Raw genomic sequence first — 17,218 nt, forward strand, 5'->3', positions numbered from 1 at the left:
TCAGCTCAGCATTTTTTGGTCAAACACATCCGAAAGCTCTTGATATGAACGGCATTTGATCAGCTGGTTCACCGCCGCCGGGTCATCCAAAATGCTGCCAAGCAGTTTATACATGCTTTGCAAATCCGCTTTGTTCTCCTTTTCGACACAAAGCAGACAGACAAATTGAACTCGCTGACTCTCCCAATCGATCGGTTTTTTGAGCGTACAAACGGCCCAAAACGTTGTTTTCGTCTGCGGAACAAGCGGGTGCGGGATGGCAACAAGATTGCCAAAACACGTTGGCGACATGTCTTCTCTTTCAAAAATGGAATCTATGATTTCTTCATCGGCAAAGCCGCATTCGACCGCTTTCTGCCCTAAAAATTGAATCACTTCTTCTTTTGAGCGCAGATCCTCCTGAAAAAAAACGAGTTCTTTTTTTAGGTAGCGATTGGCTTTTTCCTTTTCATCACTCAGAATAGATTCTATTTTTGTAAAGTCAGTTCCGCCTAAGATGGTGTTAACCTTCAGTACTGGTACAGGGAGCTCTTTTTTAATCGGAATGGTGCTGATGACAAAATCAATTGATTCGTAGGACATTTGATCAAGACTATAATACTCAGCCGTTCCAAGAATATCGAGCCGCTTGCCGAAATGGGAACGGAGTTTTTCGCGCAGAAGCTGGGCACTCCCGGCACCCGATGCGCATACAATGATACAGCGTTTCGGCGGGCTTTCTGTTTTTTTTCGTTCAATCGCGGCGCCAAAGTGGAGAGCCAAATATCCAATTTCGTTTTCATGAATCTCAATACCCGTTTGTTCCTTTATCACGATTCCGGCAATGATCCCGGCTTCAAAAGCGAGTGGATAATGTTCCTTGATCGCTGCCAGCATCGGATTTCGAAGATTCATGCCGTATCGATTGCGGCTGATCGCCGGCTTCATATGCAGGGCCAAGCCGATTTTCAGCTCTTTGTCATGCAGGATGCCAAGCTTCAGTTCACGATCAACAGCTTTGATCATGGCAAGTGTCAGCTGATCGGTTTCCTCTTCTATTGAAAATGTGTCCTCTCCGCATTGTGATTGTGTCATTCGTTTTGTGCCAAGGAGATGCATGGTGATGTAGGCCGTCTCGTCTTTCGGAAACGTAACGGCAAGCGCTGATTCCAGCTCTTTTACGATGGCTTCTGCAGCCTGGTACTCCTTTTGATGCAGGATATGATCCATATCTTTCGGGAAAAGAGATACATAGTTTTCCGTTCTGATCCGTTTACAGGCGATAGCGATATGGATAATGAGGTTATTCAGTCCCATGTTGGACAGAGGGATGCGGTCGTTTTTCATTTTTTTCAAGATGGCGGAACGGATGATCTCAATTTCTTCTTTTGGCAAAATATCAGCCTTTTCATTTAAAACATCTATCTCCGTTTCTCTTTCATCGACAATGTACTCCGCCATGCAGTACCTCATCTGCACCTCGTCCCCGCGCAGCTTGAAGCCGTAATTCGGACGTGTTTCCATGACGATGCGGTAAGGCAGCAGACGTTTCTTTACTTCCTTTAAATCCGTTTGGAGTGTAGATTTTGAGATAAATAGTTCTTCAGCAAGTTCATCGAGCTTGAGATAATGGTCCGCCAGCAGCAGACGTTTCATAAGATAGGCCATTCTCTCCTCCGGCAATACCGGCAGGCCCTTTTTTTGCTGAAATTCATCTTGCAGCAGTGTTCTGAATACTTGCTCGTCATCAATGCGGAGCTTGTAGCCGGAGCCTCTTACAGATTGTACAAAGGCACCGTGGCCGCTTAGCACACCTTGCAGTTCCTTTATATCATTGCGGACTGTCCGCGTCGTTACGTTTAATTGTGCGGCAAAAAACGAACTTGTCACCGGGGCTTCAGCCGCCATCAGCAAGCGCAGAATATCACGTAGTCGCCCATGAAGCATGAGAAAAACCTCCTATCTAGTAGATGCAGGGATTCAGTGAATAGGCAGAAAGGATGATGAAGGGATGCGAAATGTATATAAATTCTATAATGGAGAGAATGGCAAGTCAATGAACATCCGGAGGACTAGAGGGAAAACTGGCCTATAAAAAACAGCCGGGGTCAGCCGGCTGTTCTAGATGCGGACATATTCTTTTGTTTAGACGCCTTGCGATCCTTCATGATTTTTCGAACAATCGGGTAAATGACCGGCGCCCATTTGATAACGGTTTTGATCATCTTTTTCAAAGCTCCGATTCTCCCTTCTTTTTTCTCAACCATTCCCCTGATTGCCTCTTCCTTAAACATTCTAACGCGACACGTACCTGTTTCCCGTCACCCAGAAACGCCATGGATAATCGCGTGCCTCCCCGCTGTTGTCAATGCCGATGCGCGGGCCGGTTGAAATTGCTTCCGGTGTGTACCCGCTTTCGATGTAAAGCGGCTGTTCCGTGATCCAGCGTCCGTAGTCATTCATCGTGACGCCAAGCGCTTTCGTCAGCTTTCCTGGTCCGTTTGTCCATTCCCTCGGACTCCTGCCCGGCCTTCTCTCCTCCATTAACAGCTGGCCTTCATGTGGCTCAATCGCCCTGATTAATACCGCTTGCGGGACATCCTCTTCCGCGGCAACGACATTCAGCAATGTATGGGTGTGCATCACGTATGTATATACCCGCCCAGCTTCTGCAAACATGATCTCAGTCCGCTTCGTCCGGCGGTTGTTAAAGCTGTGGGCCGCTCTGTCTCCAGCCCCCATATAGGCCTCTGTTTCCACAATATAGCCTGACGCTGTGCCTTCGTCTGTTTCTTTTACAAGAAGGCAGCCCAGAAGCGATGGGGCAAGCTCAAGAGCGGTTTTTTGATAAAACGTGATGGGCAGCAGATTTTTTTCTCTCGTCACGAATCGACCTCTCCTTTTACCGATTTTTGTACATTGTACCATTCCCGAAGCAGATCAAAAAAAACGGCTGTTTTAAAATCTTTCCATTCAGGGAATATTGTTACCGTTCAAAAAAGGAGGGCCAACCATTGAAAGATGATCATCAAAACAAGCAGCACCAATCAAATGCCCAAGGGAGCGAGGAAGCGCTTTCCCATAAGACATCCGGGAAAAACGAGTCAGAGGATACCTTAACGAATAGGCAGGGGCATCCTGTTACTGACAACCAGAATGTGAGAACCGTCGGGAATAGAGGGCCTACAACACTTGAGAACTATGATTTTCTCGAAAAGATCAGCCACTTCGACCGGGAACGCATCCCTGAGCGGGTTGTTCATGCCAGGGGAGCAGGTGCACACGGGTATTTTGAAGCGTACGGAAGCTTCGGAGACGAACCGATTTCAAAATACACACGGGCCAAGCTCTTTCAGGAAAAAGGCAAGAAAACACCGGCATTTGTCCGTTTTTCAACTGTGAATCATGGAAAACACTCGCCTGAAACATTGAGAGACCCGCGCGGTTTTGCTGTAAAGCTATATACAGAAGACGGAAACTGGGATTTGGTCGGGAACAACCTGAAAATCTTTTTTATCCGCGACCCGCTGAAATTTCCGGATCTTGTACATGCATTTCAGCCTGATCCAGTGACCAACATCCAGGATGGTGAACGTATCTTCGATTTCATTTCTCAATCTCCTGAAGCGACACACATGATCACCTTCTTGTTTTCGCCTTGGGGCATTCCGGCCAACTACCGGCAAATGCAGGGTTCAGGCGTACATGCCTATAAATGGGTGAATGAGGAGGGCAAGGCCGTTCTTGTGAAATACCATTTTGAACCGAAGCAGGGCATCCGCAACCTGACACAGAAGGAAGCAGAAGAGATTCAAGGGAAAAACTTTAACCATGCCACACAGGATTTATATGACGCGATTGAAAATGGCGATTATCCAGAGTGGGAAGTGTATGCTCAAATCATGAGCGATGATGAGCATCCTGAACTGGACTTTGATCCTCTCGATCCGACAAAACTGTGGTATAAAGACGATTTCCCATGGAAACCGATCGGCAAATTGGTGCTGAACAAAAATCCGGAAAACTACCATGCGGAAGTGGAGCAAGCTTCATTTGGAACGGGAGTGCTTGTCGACGGGCTTGATTTTTCAGACGACAAATTGCTCCAGGGGCGTACGTTTGCCTACTCTGATACGCAGCGCTACCGTGTAGGCGCAAATTACCTGCAGCTTCCGATCAACTCGCCGAAAAAGCATGTCGCCACCAACCAGGAAGGCGGGCAAATGCAATATCGGGTCGATAGAGCAGAAGGACAAAATCCGCACGTCAACTATGAGCCATCCATTATGGGCGGGCTGAAGGAAGCGAAGCAGGACGGAAAAGACCATACGCCGCATATCGAAGGTGATGTAAAGCGTGAAGCGATTGACAGAACAAACAACTTCGGACAGGCTGGAGAAACGTACCGGAGATTTACTGAATTTGAGCGGAACGAATTGATTACGAATTTGGTGAATACGCTTTCTACGTGCCGAAAAGAAATTCAGGATCAAATGATTGAGAATTTCACAAAAGCTGATCCTGACTACGGAAAACGCGTAGCAGAAGGGCTAAAAAAGGTTTCCGAAAACAACAGCAACGGACCGATCGGCACAACTGAAACGGAACAGGCTGCAAAGCAGGCTGAACAGGAGAGCCATCCGTCAGATCCGTATTAAAAACAGCGAACAGGGCTTTTTTTGAAGCCCTGTTTTTTTATTTTTCTATTGAAACGCTTTCAACAATTGTGTTGTACTGGAAGGAAAGGGGTGGAGAGATACGATGGAATTACAGCAGGGCTTGATTCCTCATAAAAAAACAATCGGTGCTTTAGATCACGCCGTTTTTTTATGCATGGTATTTTGTTTCTGGTTTTCAGGCTATATTTACGTTCCTGTATTCAGCCTGTATCTGGAGGATCTGCATTTTTCATATGGCGCAATCGGCATCATTCTCGGCAGCTACGGGGTCACGCAAATCCTTCTGCGATTCCCGCTCGGCCTTTTGTCAGACATCCTGTTTTCCTTGCGCAAGCAATTGTTAATTGCCGGGTTCGGCTTTTCTGTCCTCAGCAGCCTGCTTTTTCTGATGTTTGATTCTTTCTTCTTCGTGCTGGCCGCCCGGCTGTTCGCGGGAATCACTGCTTCTATGTGGGTGATGGCGACCATTTTATACGCACATTATTTCAACAATGGCAATGCATCAAAAGCAATGGGCATCATGCAGTTTTTTACCGTCATGCCTCAGTTTGCCAGCATTGTGTTCTGCGGGCTCGCCGCAGCCCATTTAGGGAGGCAGGTTCCTTTTTGGATGGCGCTGGCAGCCTCGGTCGCCGGTCTGGTGATCTGCTGCTTTATTAAGGATCCGTCTGCTCCTCCCGCAAACCGTGACACCATTCGTGTCAATCAGTACATCAAAGATACATTGCGGCTGCCAAAGCTGAAGCTTTTCACCATCCTGTCTATGACGGCCCATGCCGTATTATTTATCACAGTGTTTGGTTTTACGCCTCTTTACATGAATCAGCTCGGAATGGGCGACGCGGAGCTGCTTTGGGTGATGAGCGCCTTTTTCCTCCCACACGCAGCCGCCACATTAAGCTTTGTGTTTCTGCGCTTTACAAGCCGTATCGCTTACTCCGTGATGCTCATTAGTTTCGCTGTCACCGGGGTCTGTTTACTATACGTTCCTTTTTCAGCTGCATTGTTCACGGTTTGCATCACACACGCCTGTATCGGACTGGCGCTCGGCTTCGTTTTTCCTCTGCTGCTAAGCCATGTCGTCGAAATCAGTTCTGCCCGATTAAAAATGTCAGTGATGGGGTTTTATCAATCATTTTATGCGCTAGGCATCTTCCTCGGGCCCCTTCTTGCCGGAAAAATCGCACAGCTTATCGGGCTTGCGGGAGTTTTTTATGGAGCCGGGTCTCTGGCATTTGCCGCCTTTTTTGTGATGCTTGCGCAAAAACGTAACATGATCAATTAATAGCTTTCATACCGCCGGAAGCGCCACACAGAAAACGCGGCCAGAAGCATGATGCACAGAATGGAGAAAGTGAGTGACCATCCGAAAAAATCTGCCCGCTCTCCATGAAGAAGGATATGCTCCGCCTGCTTGCAAATCTCAGCCGGAAGCCACTTCGCACCATCTGAAAATAGTGAAACAGCAAAGGAAACGGCTGCTGTGAGCCCGATCCCGCAAGCCGCAGCTGCTCCGACAGACCGGAATATCGTACTTCCGGCAAGGCCGGCGGTCACAATAAATATCACCCAAAGCGCGTAAAGGCCAAGGCTTGCGGCAAAGCGGCTGAATGATGCGTCCTCAAACAGCAGCCGAACGTAATAATAAGCAAGCCCGTATCCAGCTGCAAACGACATAATGCCGATCACGCTTTGGATGAGCCATTTACTCATGATATAATGGGCTGCCGTCACAGGCCGCGACATAATCAGCGCTGTTACCCCTTGATTTCTTTCATTGGCTACACTGCCCATCACGCTAAAGATGACCAGAGCCATGCCAAGCGTGTTGAATTGAGAAAGCGTGCTGACCATCACTTCAGACCCGGAGGGCGTCGTAAAACTAATTTTCATGCCGTCAGGAAGGTTCCCTCCATGTGCGATGATTTCCGGCATATAATAAATGGTCAGCGGCTGTGTCAGCCCGACGATCATCATCGCAATCGGCAGCCAAATCAGTTTGCCGCTTTTCCACCCTTCCAGCCACTCCTTCTGCAATAGCGCCATCATCACCTTCATGCGTGCACCACCTTTAGATAGACGTCTTCTAGAGACTCCGTTTTCTGTTCAAATCGGGTGACGGTCAATCCCTTTCGGATACAGTCACTTAATAATGACCGGCCAGCGTGTATATCAGGCAGCTCGAAAACAGCTTGGGACGGATTCTTATAGACAATAGCTGAGACGTAAGGCTTCTCTTCAAGCCAGCCTTCCAGCTTCTCTTTCACTGAAAGGGTAAAAACGTTCGTTTGCTGCTGTTGTTTCAGCTCCTGTAACTCGCCTTTCCATGAAATTTCACCGTTTTTCATAATCACCACTTGATCACACACCTGCTCTGCATCGTGCAAAACATGTGTGGAAAACAGAACGGCCATATGCTTTTTCAGCTCACGCATCATGTCCAGCACCTCGAACCGCCCTGTCGGATCAAGTGCAGACATCGGTTCATCCAATATCAAAAACTTCGGTTTATGGAGCAGTGCCTGTGCCAGACCGAGTCTTTGTTTCATGCCTCCTGAATAGCCCCCGATCCTTTTGTGCGCCGCTTCGTGCAAACCGACAAATTCCAGCATCTCACCGATTTCCTCTTGGCATTTTCTCTTCGAAAGGCCGGACAGTCTCCCCGCAAATGTCAAAAATTCATTTGCGGTCATCCAGGAATAAAAAGCAGGATACTGCGGGAGGTACCCAATCAAACGCCGATCCAGCTTTTTCTCTCCTAACAGCTTTATGGTTCCAGAGGTTGGCGAAAGCAGTCCGGCCAGCATTTGCAGAGTCGTGGTTTTGCCGGCTCCATTAGGTCCTAATAGTGCGACACACTCATTTTCATTCACGTGAAAACTGACATTCTTTACAGCTTCATGATGCCTGTACGATTTGCATAATGATTCAATAGACAGCATATCGGCTTACCTTTGCTTTCTGCCGACGGTAAAAAACAAAATCGGCCCGATAATATTGATACATACGATGATTGCAGCCCACATCCACTTTGGCCCGTTCGTCCGCTCTTCTTTTATACAGCTGATGAGGGCAAAAACCGCCAAAGCCAGCTGTAATACAACCAGCGGCAAAATCATTTCCCAAGAAATATTCATTGCTTGATCCCCCTTTTCTTCCGATCCGGCCTAATGACAAAAAAGTAATAACAAATCAGAGGCATCGGTGCTGTAATCAGTCCGACAATTCCCCAAATCCATGCCATGCGATTTCGTTTTTTCGCATCAATAAATAAAAAGATTCCCTGCGCCAATACGATGAGATAAGCCGCAACCGTTATGACAATTTCTGTTTGTGTCATCTGCGTTTCACCTCGCATTCGCCGAGATGCCTTTTTTTCTCAGCCGCAATCAAAATCGGCAGCACCGCAAGCACACAAACCTGAAGCACAATAAACACAGCAGGAGCTTGAGTGAAAGCAAAGATTGCAGCACTCACAACCATCAGCGCACAAAATACAAATAAAATGATCTCTTGAAGAAGTTTTTTTCTGTATTCAGCTTTCATTTGTGACAGCTGGTGAAGCAGTTCTTTTTGAGTCGGTATAGAGGGATTGGCTGTTTGATCAATTTTTTTCCATTCTGATTTTAAATGATCAGGAAGCTTTTCTTTATTCATCGTCCCACTCCTTTCTGATTTGCTGGAGCCCTTTATGAACTCTGGACTTTACAGTGCCTTCTTTGATTTGAAGCATCATCCCGATTTCGGCGTAGGTATAGCCGTAGTAATGCCTTAATAAAACTGGTGTGCGCAGTTTAGGGTCCAGCTTTGAAAACAGATCGAGCGTTTCGCTCCACTCTGCCCCTTTCGCCGACACGTCCCACTTGATCTTGCGGATTGTTTCCTCCGTAACTGTCTGATTCCGTTTCCATTCTCTCTTTCTCTTTTTCTGGTGATCGAGATAGAGCCGCGATGCAATGGAGATCAGCCACGTGGAGAATTTTGAACGGCCCTGAAAGCTTCTTAAATGGATGTACCCTTTCAGAAAGGTTTCCTGAACAAGTTCCTCGCTGAGATCGGGGTGAAGGGAAAGCTTTAACAAATATTTATATAAAAAAGAATAGTGATAGTGGAAAAGGGCTGTAAACGCCTCGTCGTTTCCCTCTTTCGCCTGCTGTATCAGCCGCTGTTCTTCTTGTGTATCCAATGACCATGATCCCCCCTATTTTTGTTTTTCTGCCTTATGAGACGACACCGGATTCAAAAGCGTTCATCTTTTTTACAATTCTTTTCAGCCATTGACAGATCAAGCTTCCCGGCCGTTTGGCTGCATATCCTTATTTGTAAACCCCCTCATAGTCTGTTAAGCTATGACTTTATGTCGATTTCAAAAAAACATCCAATATGGAGGACGATGCATTGAAAGTAGAAAGGCGAACGATTGAATATATTCCGAATGAAGAAAGACATGGTAAAGCGAAAGATTTATTTCCCGTATGGTTCGGGGCTAATATGCATATCACCACGTTAGTGACCGGCACGATTCCCGTTGCAATGGGACTTAATCTGTTTTGGAGTGTTGCCGCTATTATTTGCGGAACCTTAATCGGTGCCATATTTATGGCGTCTCATTCCGCGCAAGGCCCTCAGCTAGGCATCCCGCAAATGATTCAAAGCCGTGCCCAATTCGGCGTAATCGGAGCGATTCTTCCCCTCTTCTTAGTCATGTTTATCTACCTTGGTTTCTTCGCAAGCAGCACGATTCTGGCGGCCGGAACCTTAAGCAGCTTTGTTCCCATCCCGGGATCATGGAGCATTATAGGCTTAAGCGCCGTATGTTTTTTACTCACCATTTTCGGCCATGATTTGATTCACAAAATGCAAAAAATCCTTTCTTGGACCTCTTTTGCTGTATTTTTTGCTGCAACGATTCTCATTTTTCAATTGCCGATTCCAGCAGGCAGCTGGATTCCCGGAGCGATTGATCTGCCAATTTTCTTGGTGGCAGTCAGCGCAGTTGCGACGTGGCAGCTTGCCTACGCGCCGTATGTTGCCGATTATTCAAGATATCTGCCAGTTAAAACACCGGCTTCAAAAACATTTTGGTACAGCTATGCAGGTACATCTGTCAGCTCCATCTGGATGATGCTGCTCGGCGCATTGCTGACAACCTCACTTCCTGACTTTACGGCAAACTCAGGCAGCCAGATTGTCCAATTGTTCGGTCCCTTCTCGTTTATTATGCTGATCATTGTGCTATTTGGGCAAATAGCAATCAATGTTTTTAACCTTTATGGGGCTTTCATGTCCACGACAACAACGCTGGAGCCGTTTCTGAAATTAAAAGTCACGCCCAAAGTCAGAATCATCATGATCCTGGGTGTCACGCTTGTCGGCACAGTCTTAAGCCTACTGGGACAGAGCAATTTTATGGAACTGTTTTTGAATTTTATCTTTTTCATCAGTTATTTCTTAATTCCGTGGACGGCAATCAATTTAGTCGATTACTACTTCGTCCGCCACGGAAAGTATCAAGTCAAAGCCATGTTCGACGTAAACGGGCCTTATGGAAAGGTCAATTGGATCACCACAATTGCGTTCGTTCTGTCTATCTTGCTGGAAATTCCGTTTATCAACACAAGCTTTTACATCGGACCGCTTGCCAAAATGTTTGGCGGCGGGGACATCGCATGGATTATCGGCTTGGCCGTGCCTTCTGTGCTTTACTATGTATTAATGAAACCGCGTCTGAAAAAACGGGCGGGGTATCAAGAAAAGCTGTCTTCTCTCTGAAGACAGCTTTTTTATCATTCAAAACGTTTCCACACGCGGGGCAGGATGTCAGATAGCTCATGAGCGAGCAACGTATGAGCGGAGTGCTCGTCCGTCCAGAGCTCGGCGCACGCACCATGCAAATAGACCGCGTTTAATATGGCATGCTTTGGATCTTCATGGCAGCAGAGCATCCCCAATATCATGCCCGTCAGTGTGTCACCGGTTCCACCCTTGGCGAGCGCCCCGTTTCCGGTTGGATTGAGCCAGCAGTCTCCATCAGGAAACGCGATGACGGTTTGGTTTCCTTTTAACACAATGACAGTCTGCAGCTGAGCCGCCCATTCCTTTGCATATTCCGCTCTTTTTTTCTGCAATTCGTTCACGGGCACCCCTGTCATTCGGGAAAACTCGCCCGGATGCGGCGTGAGGATGACGGGGGCCTCCCGTTTCGGATATGTGCGCTTCGCCAGCGCTCCGGCATCCAAAATAACAGGACAATCAGCCGTAAGCACATGATCGACTGCCTGCTGTACGCTTTCCGTTTGCGGAAGGCCCGATCCGATGGCAATGGCCCGGTACGTCTCTTCAAGCTGAGCATCCGCCGCCTTTTTCCAGCCGTCACGCCAATAGGTCGCCTCGGGCAAAACAGGAACAATTAGCGGGATTACGCTTTCTGATGTACCGATGACAAGCTTGCCGAGACCGCTCCGCATGGCCCCAAGCCCTGCAAGCAGCGCTGCCCCCGGCATGTCGTCACTTCCAGCCAGCAGCAAAGCCGTACCGTACGTGCCTTTATGGCTCTCCGCATCTCTTTTAGGAAGCGTGGTCCTTACATGCTCTTCCGTCCAATATGGAACATTCATCTCTATCCCTCCTCTGCTTTCTTTTCCTATTTTTCCTGTCCCTTTTCTTTTTCAAACAAAAAAGACAGCCTTTTAGGGCTGTCTTCTATTTTACAGGAACATCAAGGTGATACAGGCGGCTGTACCGTTCGTTTGCCGCCAGCAGCTCCTCATGGGTTCCTTCCATTTCTGTTTTGCCGTTTTCGAGAAATACGATTTTATCAGCCGCTTCCACTCCCGCGAGATGGTGGGTAATCCATAAAATCGTTTTTCCTTTCAGCACCTCAAACACCGTTTCCATCAATTCACGTTCGGTAATAGGATCGAGGCCGACTGTTGGCTCATCGAGGATGATGATCGGTGTATCCTGCAGCAAAATCCTCGCAAGTGCGATCCGTTGGCGCTCTCCACCGGAAAAACGGATGCCCGTTTCCTGTACAGAGGTATAATATCCGTCAGGCAATGACTCAATGTAGTCATGCAGTTTGACCTGCTTTGCGGCGCGGCGCACATCTTCGTCGCTTGCTTCTCCGTTTCCGAGCCTGATGTTGTTCAGAATACTTGTATCAAACAGGTGCGGTTTTTGATTTAACACGGCCACCGCATCCGCAATCTGATCCTTTAACAGCGCTGTCTCCACTCCGTTTAACGTTACAGAACCGGAGTCCGGTTTCAAGGCACCCTCGATTAATGCAAGCGATGTTGATTTCCCAGAGCCGCTTCGGCCGAGCAGCGCCATTTTTTCTCCTTGGCGCAGCGTAAAGGAAAAGTTGTCAAGCACTTGGCTGCTGTTGTCATAAGAAAACGTCACATCACGAAAGGCCAAGGTGACATCTTGAAGATCGAGAATTTGATCCCCTGATTCAGTTTGTGACGCCTCCGGCTGAGGAGCCACCTTGTTCATGCGTCTGATAGAATCCTGATAGCCCGGCACTTCGCCTAAGGCATCCGAAAGCGGCAAAAAGGCTTCCGTCAACGGAAACACCACTAGCACAAAAGCGGCAATCATCGTTTTAGCGAGCTTGCCGTCCGCTTGCTGTCCCGCTGTCCAAAACAGCATCATCAAAATAAGGCCGGCGACAAGGCATTGCGCGGCAAAGTCCCGCCATCTTGTAAAACGTTGTTTTTTCCGTTCAAGCTCAAACCAATCATGTTCCTCTTTTTCATAAGCATCAATAAAAGCATGCCGGCGTCCGCTGAACATCCAGTCGCTGACACCCATCACGGCATCTGTCAGACGGCTGTACAGCACATTCCGTCCGCTTTTCAGCTTCGCATTCTTCGCTCTCGTCACGAGCAAAGACACAACCGGAAACAATACAACAAGAACAAACAAATACAGCGCAAGCAATATGGCAAACGGCCAAGAGAAGAAGCCGAGCGCTATCACTGACACAGCATACAGGAGCAAGGCTGAGATCGCAGGAAAAATCGTTTTTAAGAAAGCATCCTGCAAATGCTCAATATCCTCAGACAAAATGCCGAGCATATCCCCCGTGCGAAAACGGGAACGCAGCATCAAAGCACCCGGCTCAAGCATATTGTAAAGGCGGACGCGCATGTCGGATACGATTTTCAAAATGATGTGATGCCCGACAAGCCGTTCCACATATCGCGATACAGAGCGCGCAATCCCAAAGGTGCGCACTGCGACAATCGGCACATAAATGAGCAGAATGTTTTCCGGCCTTGTCGCCGCTTTAGAAATCAAAAACCCTGAGGTGAACATGAGAAAAGCAGCAGAAAAAATCGTCACCGCGCCCAGAAAGATAACCAGAACAAACAGGCGGGCATTTTGCTTGATATACGGCAAAATCCATTCTTCTTTCTTCATGCTCTTTCCCCCAGTTGTGCCTTCACGAGTTTGGTATACACACCGTTTTTCTCCAGCAGTTCATTGTGAGTCCCGACTTCCGCAACCCTGCCCCCGTCCAGCACGATAATTTCGTCCATATCGAGCATCCAGTGAAGGCGGTGAGTCGCGAGAAAAACGAGCTTATCCTCAAATAAATCCAGCATCGTTTCTTTTATTTCATATTCTGTTTCGATATCAAGATGGGCGGTCGGCTCATCCAGCAGCAGGATCGGACGGTTTCCCAAAAAGGCGCGGGCCAGCGCGACACGCTGTGCCTGGCCGCCGCTGAGCGCCCGGCCGCCTTCCCCGATCCGCCCCTCTAATCCGTCAGGAAGGTTGTTCACCAGCTCCGTCAGTCCCGCTGAGGCAGCAGCACGGGCTGTATCCTCTGCCGAAGCGCTTGGATGGTAGAAGCGAATGTTGTTCCCAAGCTTATCATCAAAAATGTACGGATGCTGGGGGATGTACAGAAGGTTCTTCTGCCAGCTGCCGTCCTGCAAATGGGACCGGCTTGTACCATTAACCTCAATCATTCCGCCATCCGGCTCTAAAAATCCGCCGAGAATATCAATTAATGTTGATTTTCCGGCTCCGCTTGCACCGATAATGCCAATTTTTTTCTTGCCCTTGAATGAGAGATCAATATCAGACACCGAACGGCCGACTGATACGCCTGACAGCTTCAGTTCATCCTGATCGGACCAAGCCTCAAGCTGAAGCGGTGTCTCTTCTTTAAAACCAGGCTGTGACAAAATCTTTTGAATGGTTTTTCCTGCTTCCTGGCCGTTCAGCGTTGCATGATAATCATTCCCCACTTCCCGCACCGGCAAAAAATACTCAGGCGCCAGAATAAGCGCCGTTAAAGCAGGGCCAAGCAAAATATCGCCGTCAATGAGGCGCAGGCCCAGAAATACTGCGACTGTCGCCACCGACAGCATCGTGAAAAAATCGAGGGCGAATGATGACAAAAACGCCACCCGGAGTGTGCTCATCGTTGCCTTGCGATACCGCTCACTCACATAGAAAATATTTTTGCTGTGTGACTTGCTCAAACCTAAGAAACGCAATGTCTCCAGCCCGCGAAGAGAATCAACAAAATGATTGGAAAGTCTCTGATAGGATTTCCACTGACGATCCGCTTTTCTCTGCGCGACAAGGCCGAGGAGAATCATAAAGATGATCAGAATCGGCATAGCCGCCACTAAAATGATGGCTGATGTGCGATCCTGAAAAAACACATAAATGACAACCGCCGCAGGCACAATCGCCATGCTGACCATTTTCGGCAGAAACAGCTCCAGGTAGCGGCGGAACTGGCTGATGCCTTCCATCGCCAGCGTCACCATTTGCCCCGTCCCCTCTTTCTTTGCAAAGCGGGGGCCTAATCGGAACAACTGATCAAGAAAACTTTTTCTCAAATCTGCTCCTGTCCGGGCGGCGTATTGATAGACGATTTTCTGCCGCGCCACCGTCACCCCGTGCCGGGCGATAAAAGCGATGAGGAAAAAGCCGATCACCGGAAAAAGGGAGGTAATGCCCTTCCCATTGAACAGTCCGGTTACGGCCTCACTCAGCCACTCTGCCTGCATAATAATGGCGGCTGTCTGAATCAGCGTTAAACAAGTAATCAAGGTGAGAATCCGCTTCATTCCTTTATATCGAAACAGGTCTTTTCCCATTAATAAGTCATAGGCTCCTTATGGCTGACGCGCTTCCGGAAGACATAATAGCACCAGATCTGGCTGCCGATGACGAACGGCAATAGCGTTAATGCTGCAATTGACATGACTTTAAGCGAATAATCTCCGGAAGAAGCGTTAGCTACTGTTAAATCGTATGCGCTATGAAGCGAGCTGACCATTACACGAGGGAATAGGGAAATAAAGATCATTCCCACGGTCAGCGCCAGACCAGCGCCTGTCATCCCAAATGTCCAGCCGTCTTTTTTCTTACGAATAAATACAGCCGCGAGCATAAAGCAGATGACAATCAAAACAGCGAGCGGAATGGTAATCTCGCCGCGGCGTGTAAACATGTCTGTCTGATACGCAGAAAGGGCCGCGAAGGCAAGAACCGCTACAAAAACAACACCCATTATCTTTTGCGCCATTTTCCGGGCGCGGTTTTGCAAATCACCAATCGTACGCAGCGTGATAAACATTAATCCATGCTGGAAGCAAAGAAGTGTTACCGTCACACCGCCAAGTATAGAATATACATTGATATAATCAGATACATGTGCGTGAATGTTCATGTCGGCATCAATCGGCATCCCGCGGAATAATGTCGTGAACAGCACACCAAGCACTAACGGAGGAATCAGACTGCCGAAGAAAACGACCCAGTCCCAAACCTTTACCCATTTTAAATGATCCACCTTGCCGCGGAACTCAAACGCGACCCCGCGGCCCATTAACGCAAGCAGCACTATGACAAACGGAATGTAATAACCGCTCAGCATCGTTGCATACCAGTTTGGGAATGCCGCGAAAATGGCGCCTGCGCCAGTCAAAAGCCACACTTCATTCGCGTCCCAGAACGGCCCGATCGTGTTGATCAGCACTCTGCGTTCTAATTCATTATGGCCAAGAAAACGGGTCGCCATGCCGACCCCGAAATCAAAGCCCTCCAAAAAGAAGAATCCTACAAACAATACAGCAACGAGTATAAACCAAAGATCATGAAGAGATGCCATGGTATACCTCCTGACTAAATGGATCTGTTGATACAGGCACATCATGATGATTATCATGCTCCGCACCTTTTTTAATCTCACGGATAAACAAGAAGACAAGCAGTGCACCAAGAATCATGTACATCACACCGAATGCGATGATTGAGAATAACAGGGAGCCCGCAGTTACGTTAGGCGACACAGATTGAGCGGTTGTCATTAAGCCCATGACCGTCCAAGGCTGACGCCCGATTTCTGTCATAATCCAGCCCGCGGAGTTCGCAAGAAACGGGAAGGAAATCAAAGCAATCATGATGCGCAAATACCATTTGCTGTTTTCAAGCTTTTTGCGGCGGTTTAACCAAAGGCCGCCTAACGCAGCAAGAATCATGACAACACCTGCTCCTACCATGATGCGGAAGCTCCAGAATGTCGTTTTCACTGGCGGAATGTAGTCGCCTTTTCCGTATATTTTTTCGTACTCAGCCTGAAGGGTTTTCATCCCTTTGACACTTCCGCTGAATTTCTGATAAGCCAAGTAGCTCAAGGCATAAGGAACTTTGATTTCATTTGAGCTTTTTTCATTTTTTGTATCGATCGTCGCAAAAGCGGTCCAAGCAGCAGGGTCACCGCTGTCTTCCCATAGACCTTCACTGGCAGCCATTTTCATCGGCTGTGATTCCATCAAGTGCTCAGCCTGCATGTGTCCGCTAAGGCCGACGCCAAGACCGGCACAAAGACCGACGATCATTGCGAGTTTAAAAGATTGCTTAAAGAACGGCACTTCTTTTTTCTTCAGCAGTTTAAAAGCACTCACTCCGGCAATAAAGAAAGCTCCAGTGGCAAGCGCACCGAAAATAACATGCGGGAATTCAACCCAAAGCTGAGGGTTTGTAATCAACGCGCCAAAATCATTCATTTCCGCGCGGCCGTTTTTGATCGTAAAACCGACCGGCTCCTGCATAAAGGAGTTTGCTGTTAAAATCCAGAAAGATGACATGATCGTTCCGAATGATACGAGCCATATGCAGAGAGCGTGAATTTTCTTCGGCAGGCGGTCCCAGCCAAAAATCCATAATCCGATAAAAATAGATTCCATGAAAAACGCCAATAATGCTTCAATCGCAAGCGGAGCGCCAAATACATCTCCGACAAAACGGGAGTAATCTGACCAGTTCAGTCCAAACTGGAATTCTTGCAAAATCCCCGTTACAACACCGACTGCGAAATTTATTAAGAATAAGTGTCCCCAAAACTTTGCCATTTTGAGATACAGCTCATTTTTCTTTACAAGATAAAGAGTCTCCATCAACGCAACCATAAACACAAGCCCGATAGACATCGGCACAAACAAGAAGTGAAACAACGTTGTTGATGCAAATTGTATGCGGGCTAATACCAATTCACTCATGCTTTCTCCTCCATTTCCGGTTAA

17 protein-coding genes are annotated in these 17,218 nt (G+C 47.9%); 3 read left to right on the forward strand and 14 right to left on the reverse strand.

Features of this window, described 5'->3' with window-relative positions; all coding sequences use genetic code 11:
* The 3 genes from licR to ACFVP7_RS21155 all read right to left on the reverse strand — a co-directional run bounded on the left by licR (window position 1) and on the right by ACFVP7_RS21155 (window position 2,865).
* Window positions 1-1,926 carry a transcriptional regulator LicR gene (licR, locus tag ACFVP7_RS21145; protein ID WP_041850364.1) on the reverse strand — a complete coding sequence of 642 codons (1,926 nt, stop codon included), beginning with the start codon at window positions 1,924-1,926 and terminating at the stop codon, window positions 1-3.
* 161 nt (window positions 1,927-2,087) lie between these two features.
* Complete coding sequence (locus ACFVP7_RS21150) at window positions 2,088-2,246, reverse strand: hypothetical protein (RefSeq protein ID WP_009968374.1); 159 nt, start codon at window positions 2,244-2,246, stop codon at window positions 2,088-2,090.
* 28 nt (window positions 2,247-2,274) lie between these two features.
* Window positions 2,275-2,865 (reverse strand): DNA-3-methyladenine glycosylase, encoded by a 591-nt coding sequence (locus ACFVP7_RS21155; protein ID WP_128740837.1) that lies wholly within the window; start codon window positions 2,863-2,865, stop codon window positions 2,275-2,277.
* 128 nt (window positions 2,866-2,993) lie between these two features.
* On the opposite strand from ACFVP7_RS21155, the gene katX reads away from it, so the two are divergent.
* Both katX and ACFVP7_RS21165 read left to right on the forward strand, forming a co-directional pair.
* Complete coding sequence (gene katX / locus ACFVP7_RS21160; RefSeq protein WP_038829106.1) at window positions 2,994-4,637, forward strand: catalase KatX; 1,644 nt, start codon at window positions 2,994-2,996, stop codon at window positions 4,635-4,637.
* Between the two features lie 103 nt (window positions 4,638-4,740).
* On the forward strand, window positions 4,741-5,943 hold the full coding sequence (locus ACFVP7_RS21165; protein WP_338731531.1) for an MFS transporter: 1,203 nt from the start codon (window positions 4,741-4,743) through the stop codon (window positions 5,941-5,943).
* Here the strand turns inward: ACFVP7_RS21165 and ACFVP7_RS21170 are convergent.
* The 6 genes from ACFVP7_RS21170 to sigY are packed head-to-tail and all read right to left on the reverse strand — an operon-like array spanning window position 5,940 to window position 8,844.
* Window positions 5,940-6,716 carry an ABC transporter permease subunit gene (locus ACFVP7_RS21170; protein WP_338731533.1) on the reverse strand — a complete coding sequence of 259 codons (777 nt, stop codon included), beginning with the start codon at window positions 6,714-6,716 and terminating at the stop codon, window positions 5,940-5,942. The two genes, ACFVP7_RS21165 and ACFVP7_RS21170, sit on opposite strands and share 4 nt — an antisense overlap.
* Window positions 6,713-7,600 carry an ABC transporter ATP-binding protein gene (locus tag ACFVP7_RS21175; RefSeq protein WP_338731535.1) on the reverse strand — a complete coding sequence of 296 codons (888 nt, stop codon included), beginning with the start codon at window positions 7,598-7,600 and terminating at the stop codon, window positions 6,713-6,715. Before ACFVP7_RS21175 ends, ACFVP7_RS21170 begins: the two co-directional genes overlap by 4 nt.
* A 6-nt stretch (window positions 7,601-7,606) precedes the next feature.
* Window positions 7,607-7,795, reverse strand: a complete 189-nt coding sequence (gene yxlE, locus ACFVP7_RS21180; RefSeq protein ID WP_014481310.1) for a sigma Y negative regulator YxlE — start codon at window positions 7,793-7,795, stop codon at window positions 7,607-7,609.
* Entirely contained in the window at window positions 7,792-7,998 is a 207-nt protein-coding gene (gene yxlD, locus ACFVP7_RS21185; RefSeq protein ID WP_014481311.1) for a sigma Y negative regulator YxlD, read from the reverse strand. The genes yxlE and yxlD overlap by 4 nt, the downstream gene beginning before the upstream one ends.
* Window positions 7,995-8,315 (reverse strand): YxlC family protein, encoded by a 321-nt coding sequence (locus ACFVP7_RS21190; RefSeq protein ID WP_021480964.1) that lies wholly within the window; start codon window positions 8,313-8,315, stop codon window positions 7,995-7,997. Before ACFVP7_RS21190 ends, yxlD begins: the two co-directional genes overlap by 4 nt.
* Window positions 8,308-8,844 carry an RNA polymerase sigma factor SigY gene (sigY, locus tag ACFVP7_RS21195; protein ID WP_014481313.1) on the reverse strand — a complete coding sequence of 179 codons (537 nt, stop codon included), beginning with the start codon at window positions 8,842-8,844 and terminating at the stop codon, window positions 8,308-8,310. The genes ACFVP7_RS21190 and sigY overlap by 8 nt, the downstream gene beginning before the upstream one ends.
* 212 nt (window positions 8,845-9,056) lie before the next feature.
* Between sigY and ACFVP7_RS21200 the strand changes: the two genes are divergently transcribed.
* The gene (locus ACFVP7_RS21200) at window positions 9,057-10,430 is read left to right on the forward strand and encodes a cytosine permease (protein WP_338731541.1); all 1,374 of its coding nucleotides are present in this window, start codon (window positions 9,057-9,059) and stop codon (window positions 10,428-10,430) included.
* Window positions 10,431-10,444: 14 nt separating this feature from the next.
* On the opposite strand, the gene ACFVP7_RS21205 is transcribed toward ACFVP7_RS21200, so the two are convergent.
* The 5 genes from ACFVP7_RS21205 to cydA form a co-directional block, all read right to left on the reverse strand.
* The gene (locus ACFVP7_RS21205; RefSeq protein ID WP_338731543.1) at window positions 10,445-11,275 is read right to left on the reverse strand and encodes an NAD(P)H-hydrate dehydratase; all 831 of its coding nucleotides are present in this window, start codon (window positions 11,273-11,275) and stop codon (window positions 10,445-10,447) included.
* Between the two features lie 85 nt (window positions 11,276-11,360).
* Entirely contained in the window at window positions 11,361-13,088 is a 1,728-nt protein-coding gene (gene cydC, locus ACFVP7_RS21210) for a thiol reductant ABC exporter subunit CydC (protein WP_338731545.1), read from the reverse strand.
* On the reverse strand, window positions 13,085-14,788 hold the full coding sequence (cydD, locus tag ACFVP7_RS21215) for a thiol reductant ABC exporter subunit CydD (protein WP_338731547.1): 1,704 nt from the start codon (window positions 14,786-14,788) through the stop codon (window positions 13,085-13,087). Before cydD ends, cydC begins: the two co-directional genes overlap by 4 nt.
* The gene (gene cydB / locus ACFVP7_RS21220) at window positions 14,788-15,804 is read right to left on the reverse strand and encodes a cytochrome d ubiquinol oxidase subunit II (protein WP_396582864.1); all 1,017 of its coding nucleotides are present in this window, start codon (window positions 15,802-15,804) and stop codon (window positions 14,788-14,790) included. Before cydB ends, cydD begins: the two co-directional genes overlap by 1 nt.
* On the reverse strand, window positions 15,788-17,194 hold the full coding sequence (gene cydA / locus ACFVP7_RS21225; protein ID WP_003243795.1) for a cytochrome ubiquinol oxidase subunit I: 1,407 nt from the start codon (window positions 17,192-17,194) through the stop codon (window positions 15,788-15,790). The genes cydB and cydA overlap by 17 nt, the downstream gene beginning before the upstream one ends.
* Between the last annotated feature and the right edge of the window lie 24 nt (window positions 17,195-17,218).

The organism is Bacillus sp. SG20033, from assembly GCF_044570195.1.
Lineage (GTDB): Bacteria > Bacillota > Bacilli > Bacillales > Bacillaceae > Bacillus > Bacillus subtilis.

What these genes read in the sequence shown, in the direction of transcription:
- ACFVP7_RS21165 (WP_338731531.1), top strand. Translation starts at nt 4,741, where the DNA reads ATGGAATTACAGCAGGGCTTGATTCCTCATAAAAAAACAATCGGTGCT.
- ACFVP7_RS21170 (WP_338731533.1), bottom strand. Translation starts at nt 6,716, where the DNA reads ATGAAGGTGATGATGGCGCTATTGCAGAAGGAGTGGCTGGAAGGGTGG.
- cydC (WP_338731545.1), bottom strand. Translation starts at nt 13,088, where the DNA reads ATGAAGAAAGAAGAATGGATTTTGCCGTATATCAAGCAAAATGCCCGC.
- ACFVP7_RS21190 (WP_021480964.1), bottom strand. Translation starts at nt 8,315, where the DNA reads ATGAATAAAGAAAAGCTTCCTGATCATTTAAAATCAGAATGGAAAAAA.
- yxlD (WP_014481311.1), bottom strand. Translation starts at nt 7,998, where the DNA reads ATGACACAAACAGAAATTGTCATAACGGTTGCGGCTTATCTCATCGTA.
- yxlE (WP_014481310.1), bottom strand. Translation starts at nt 7,795, where the DNA reads ATGAATATTTCTTGGGAAATGATTTTGCCGCTGGTTGTATTACAGCTG.
- licR (WP_041850364.1), bottom strand. Translation starts at nt 1,926, where the DNA reads ATGCTTCATGGGCGACTACGTGATATTCTGCGCTTGCTGATGGCGGCT.
- ACFVP7_RS21205 (WP_338731543.1), bottom strand. Translation starts at nt 11,275, where the DNA reads ATGAATGTTCCATATTGGACGGAAGAGCATGTAAGGACCACGCTTCCT.
- cydD (WP_338731547.1), bottom strand. Translation starts at nt 14,788, where the DNA reads ATGGGAAAAGACCTGTTTCGATATAAAGGAATGAAGCGGATTCTCACC.
- cydB (WP_396582864.1), bottom strand. Translation starts at nt 15,804, where the DNA reads ATGGCATCTCTTCATGATCTTTGGTTTATACTCGTTGCTGTATTGTTT.
- ACFVP7_RS21150 (WP_009968374.1), bottom strand. Translation starts at nt 2,246, where the DNA reads ATGGTTGAGAAAAAAGAAGGGAGAATCGGAGCTTTGAAAAAGATGATC.
- ACFVP7_RS21175 (WP_338731535.1), bottom strand. Translation starts at nt 7,600, where the DNA reads ATGCTGTCTATTGAATCATTATGCAAATCGTACAGGCATCATGAAGCT.
- cydA (WP_003243795.1), bottom strand. Translation starts at nt 17,194, where the DNA reads ATGAGTGAATTGGTATTAGCCCGCATACAATTTGCATCAACAACGTTG.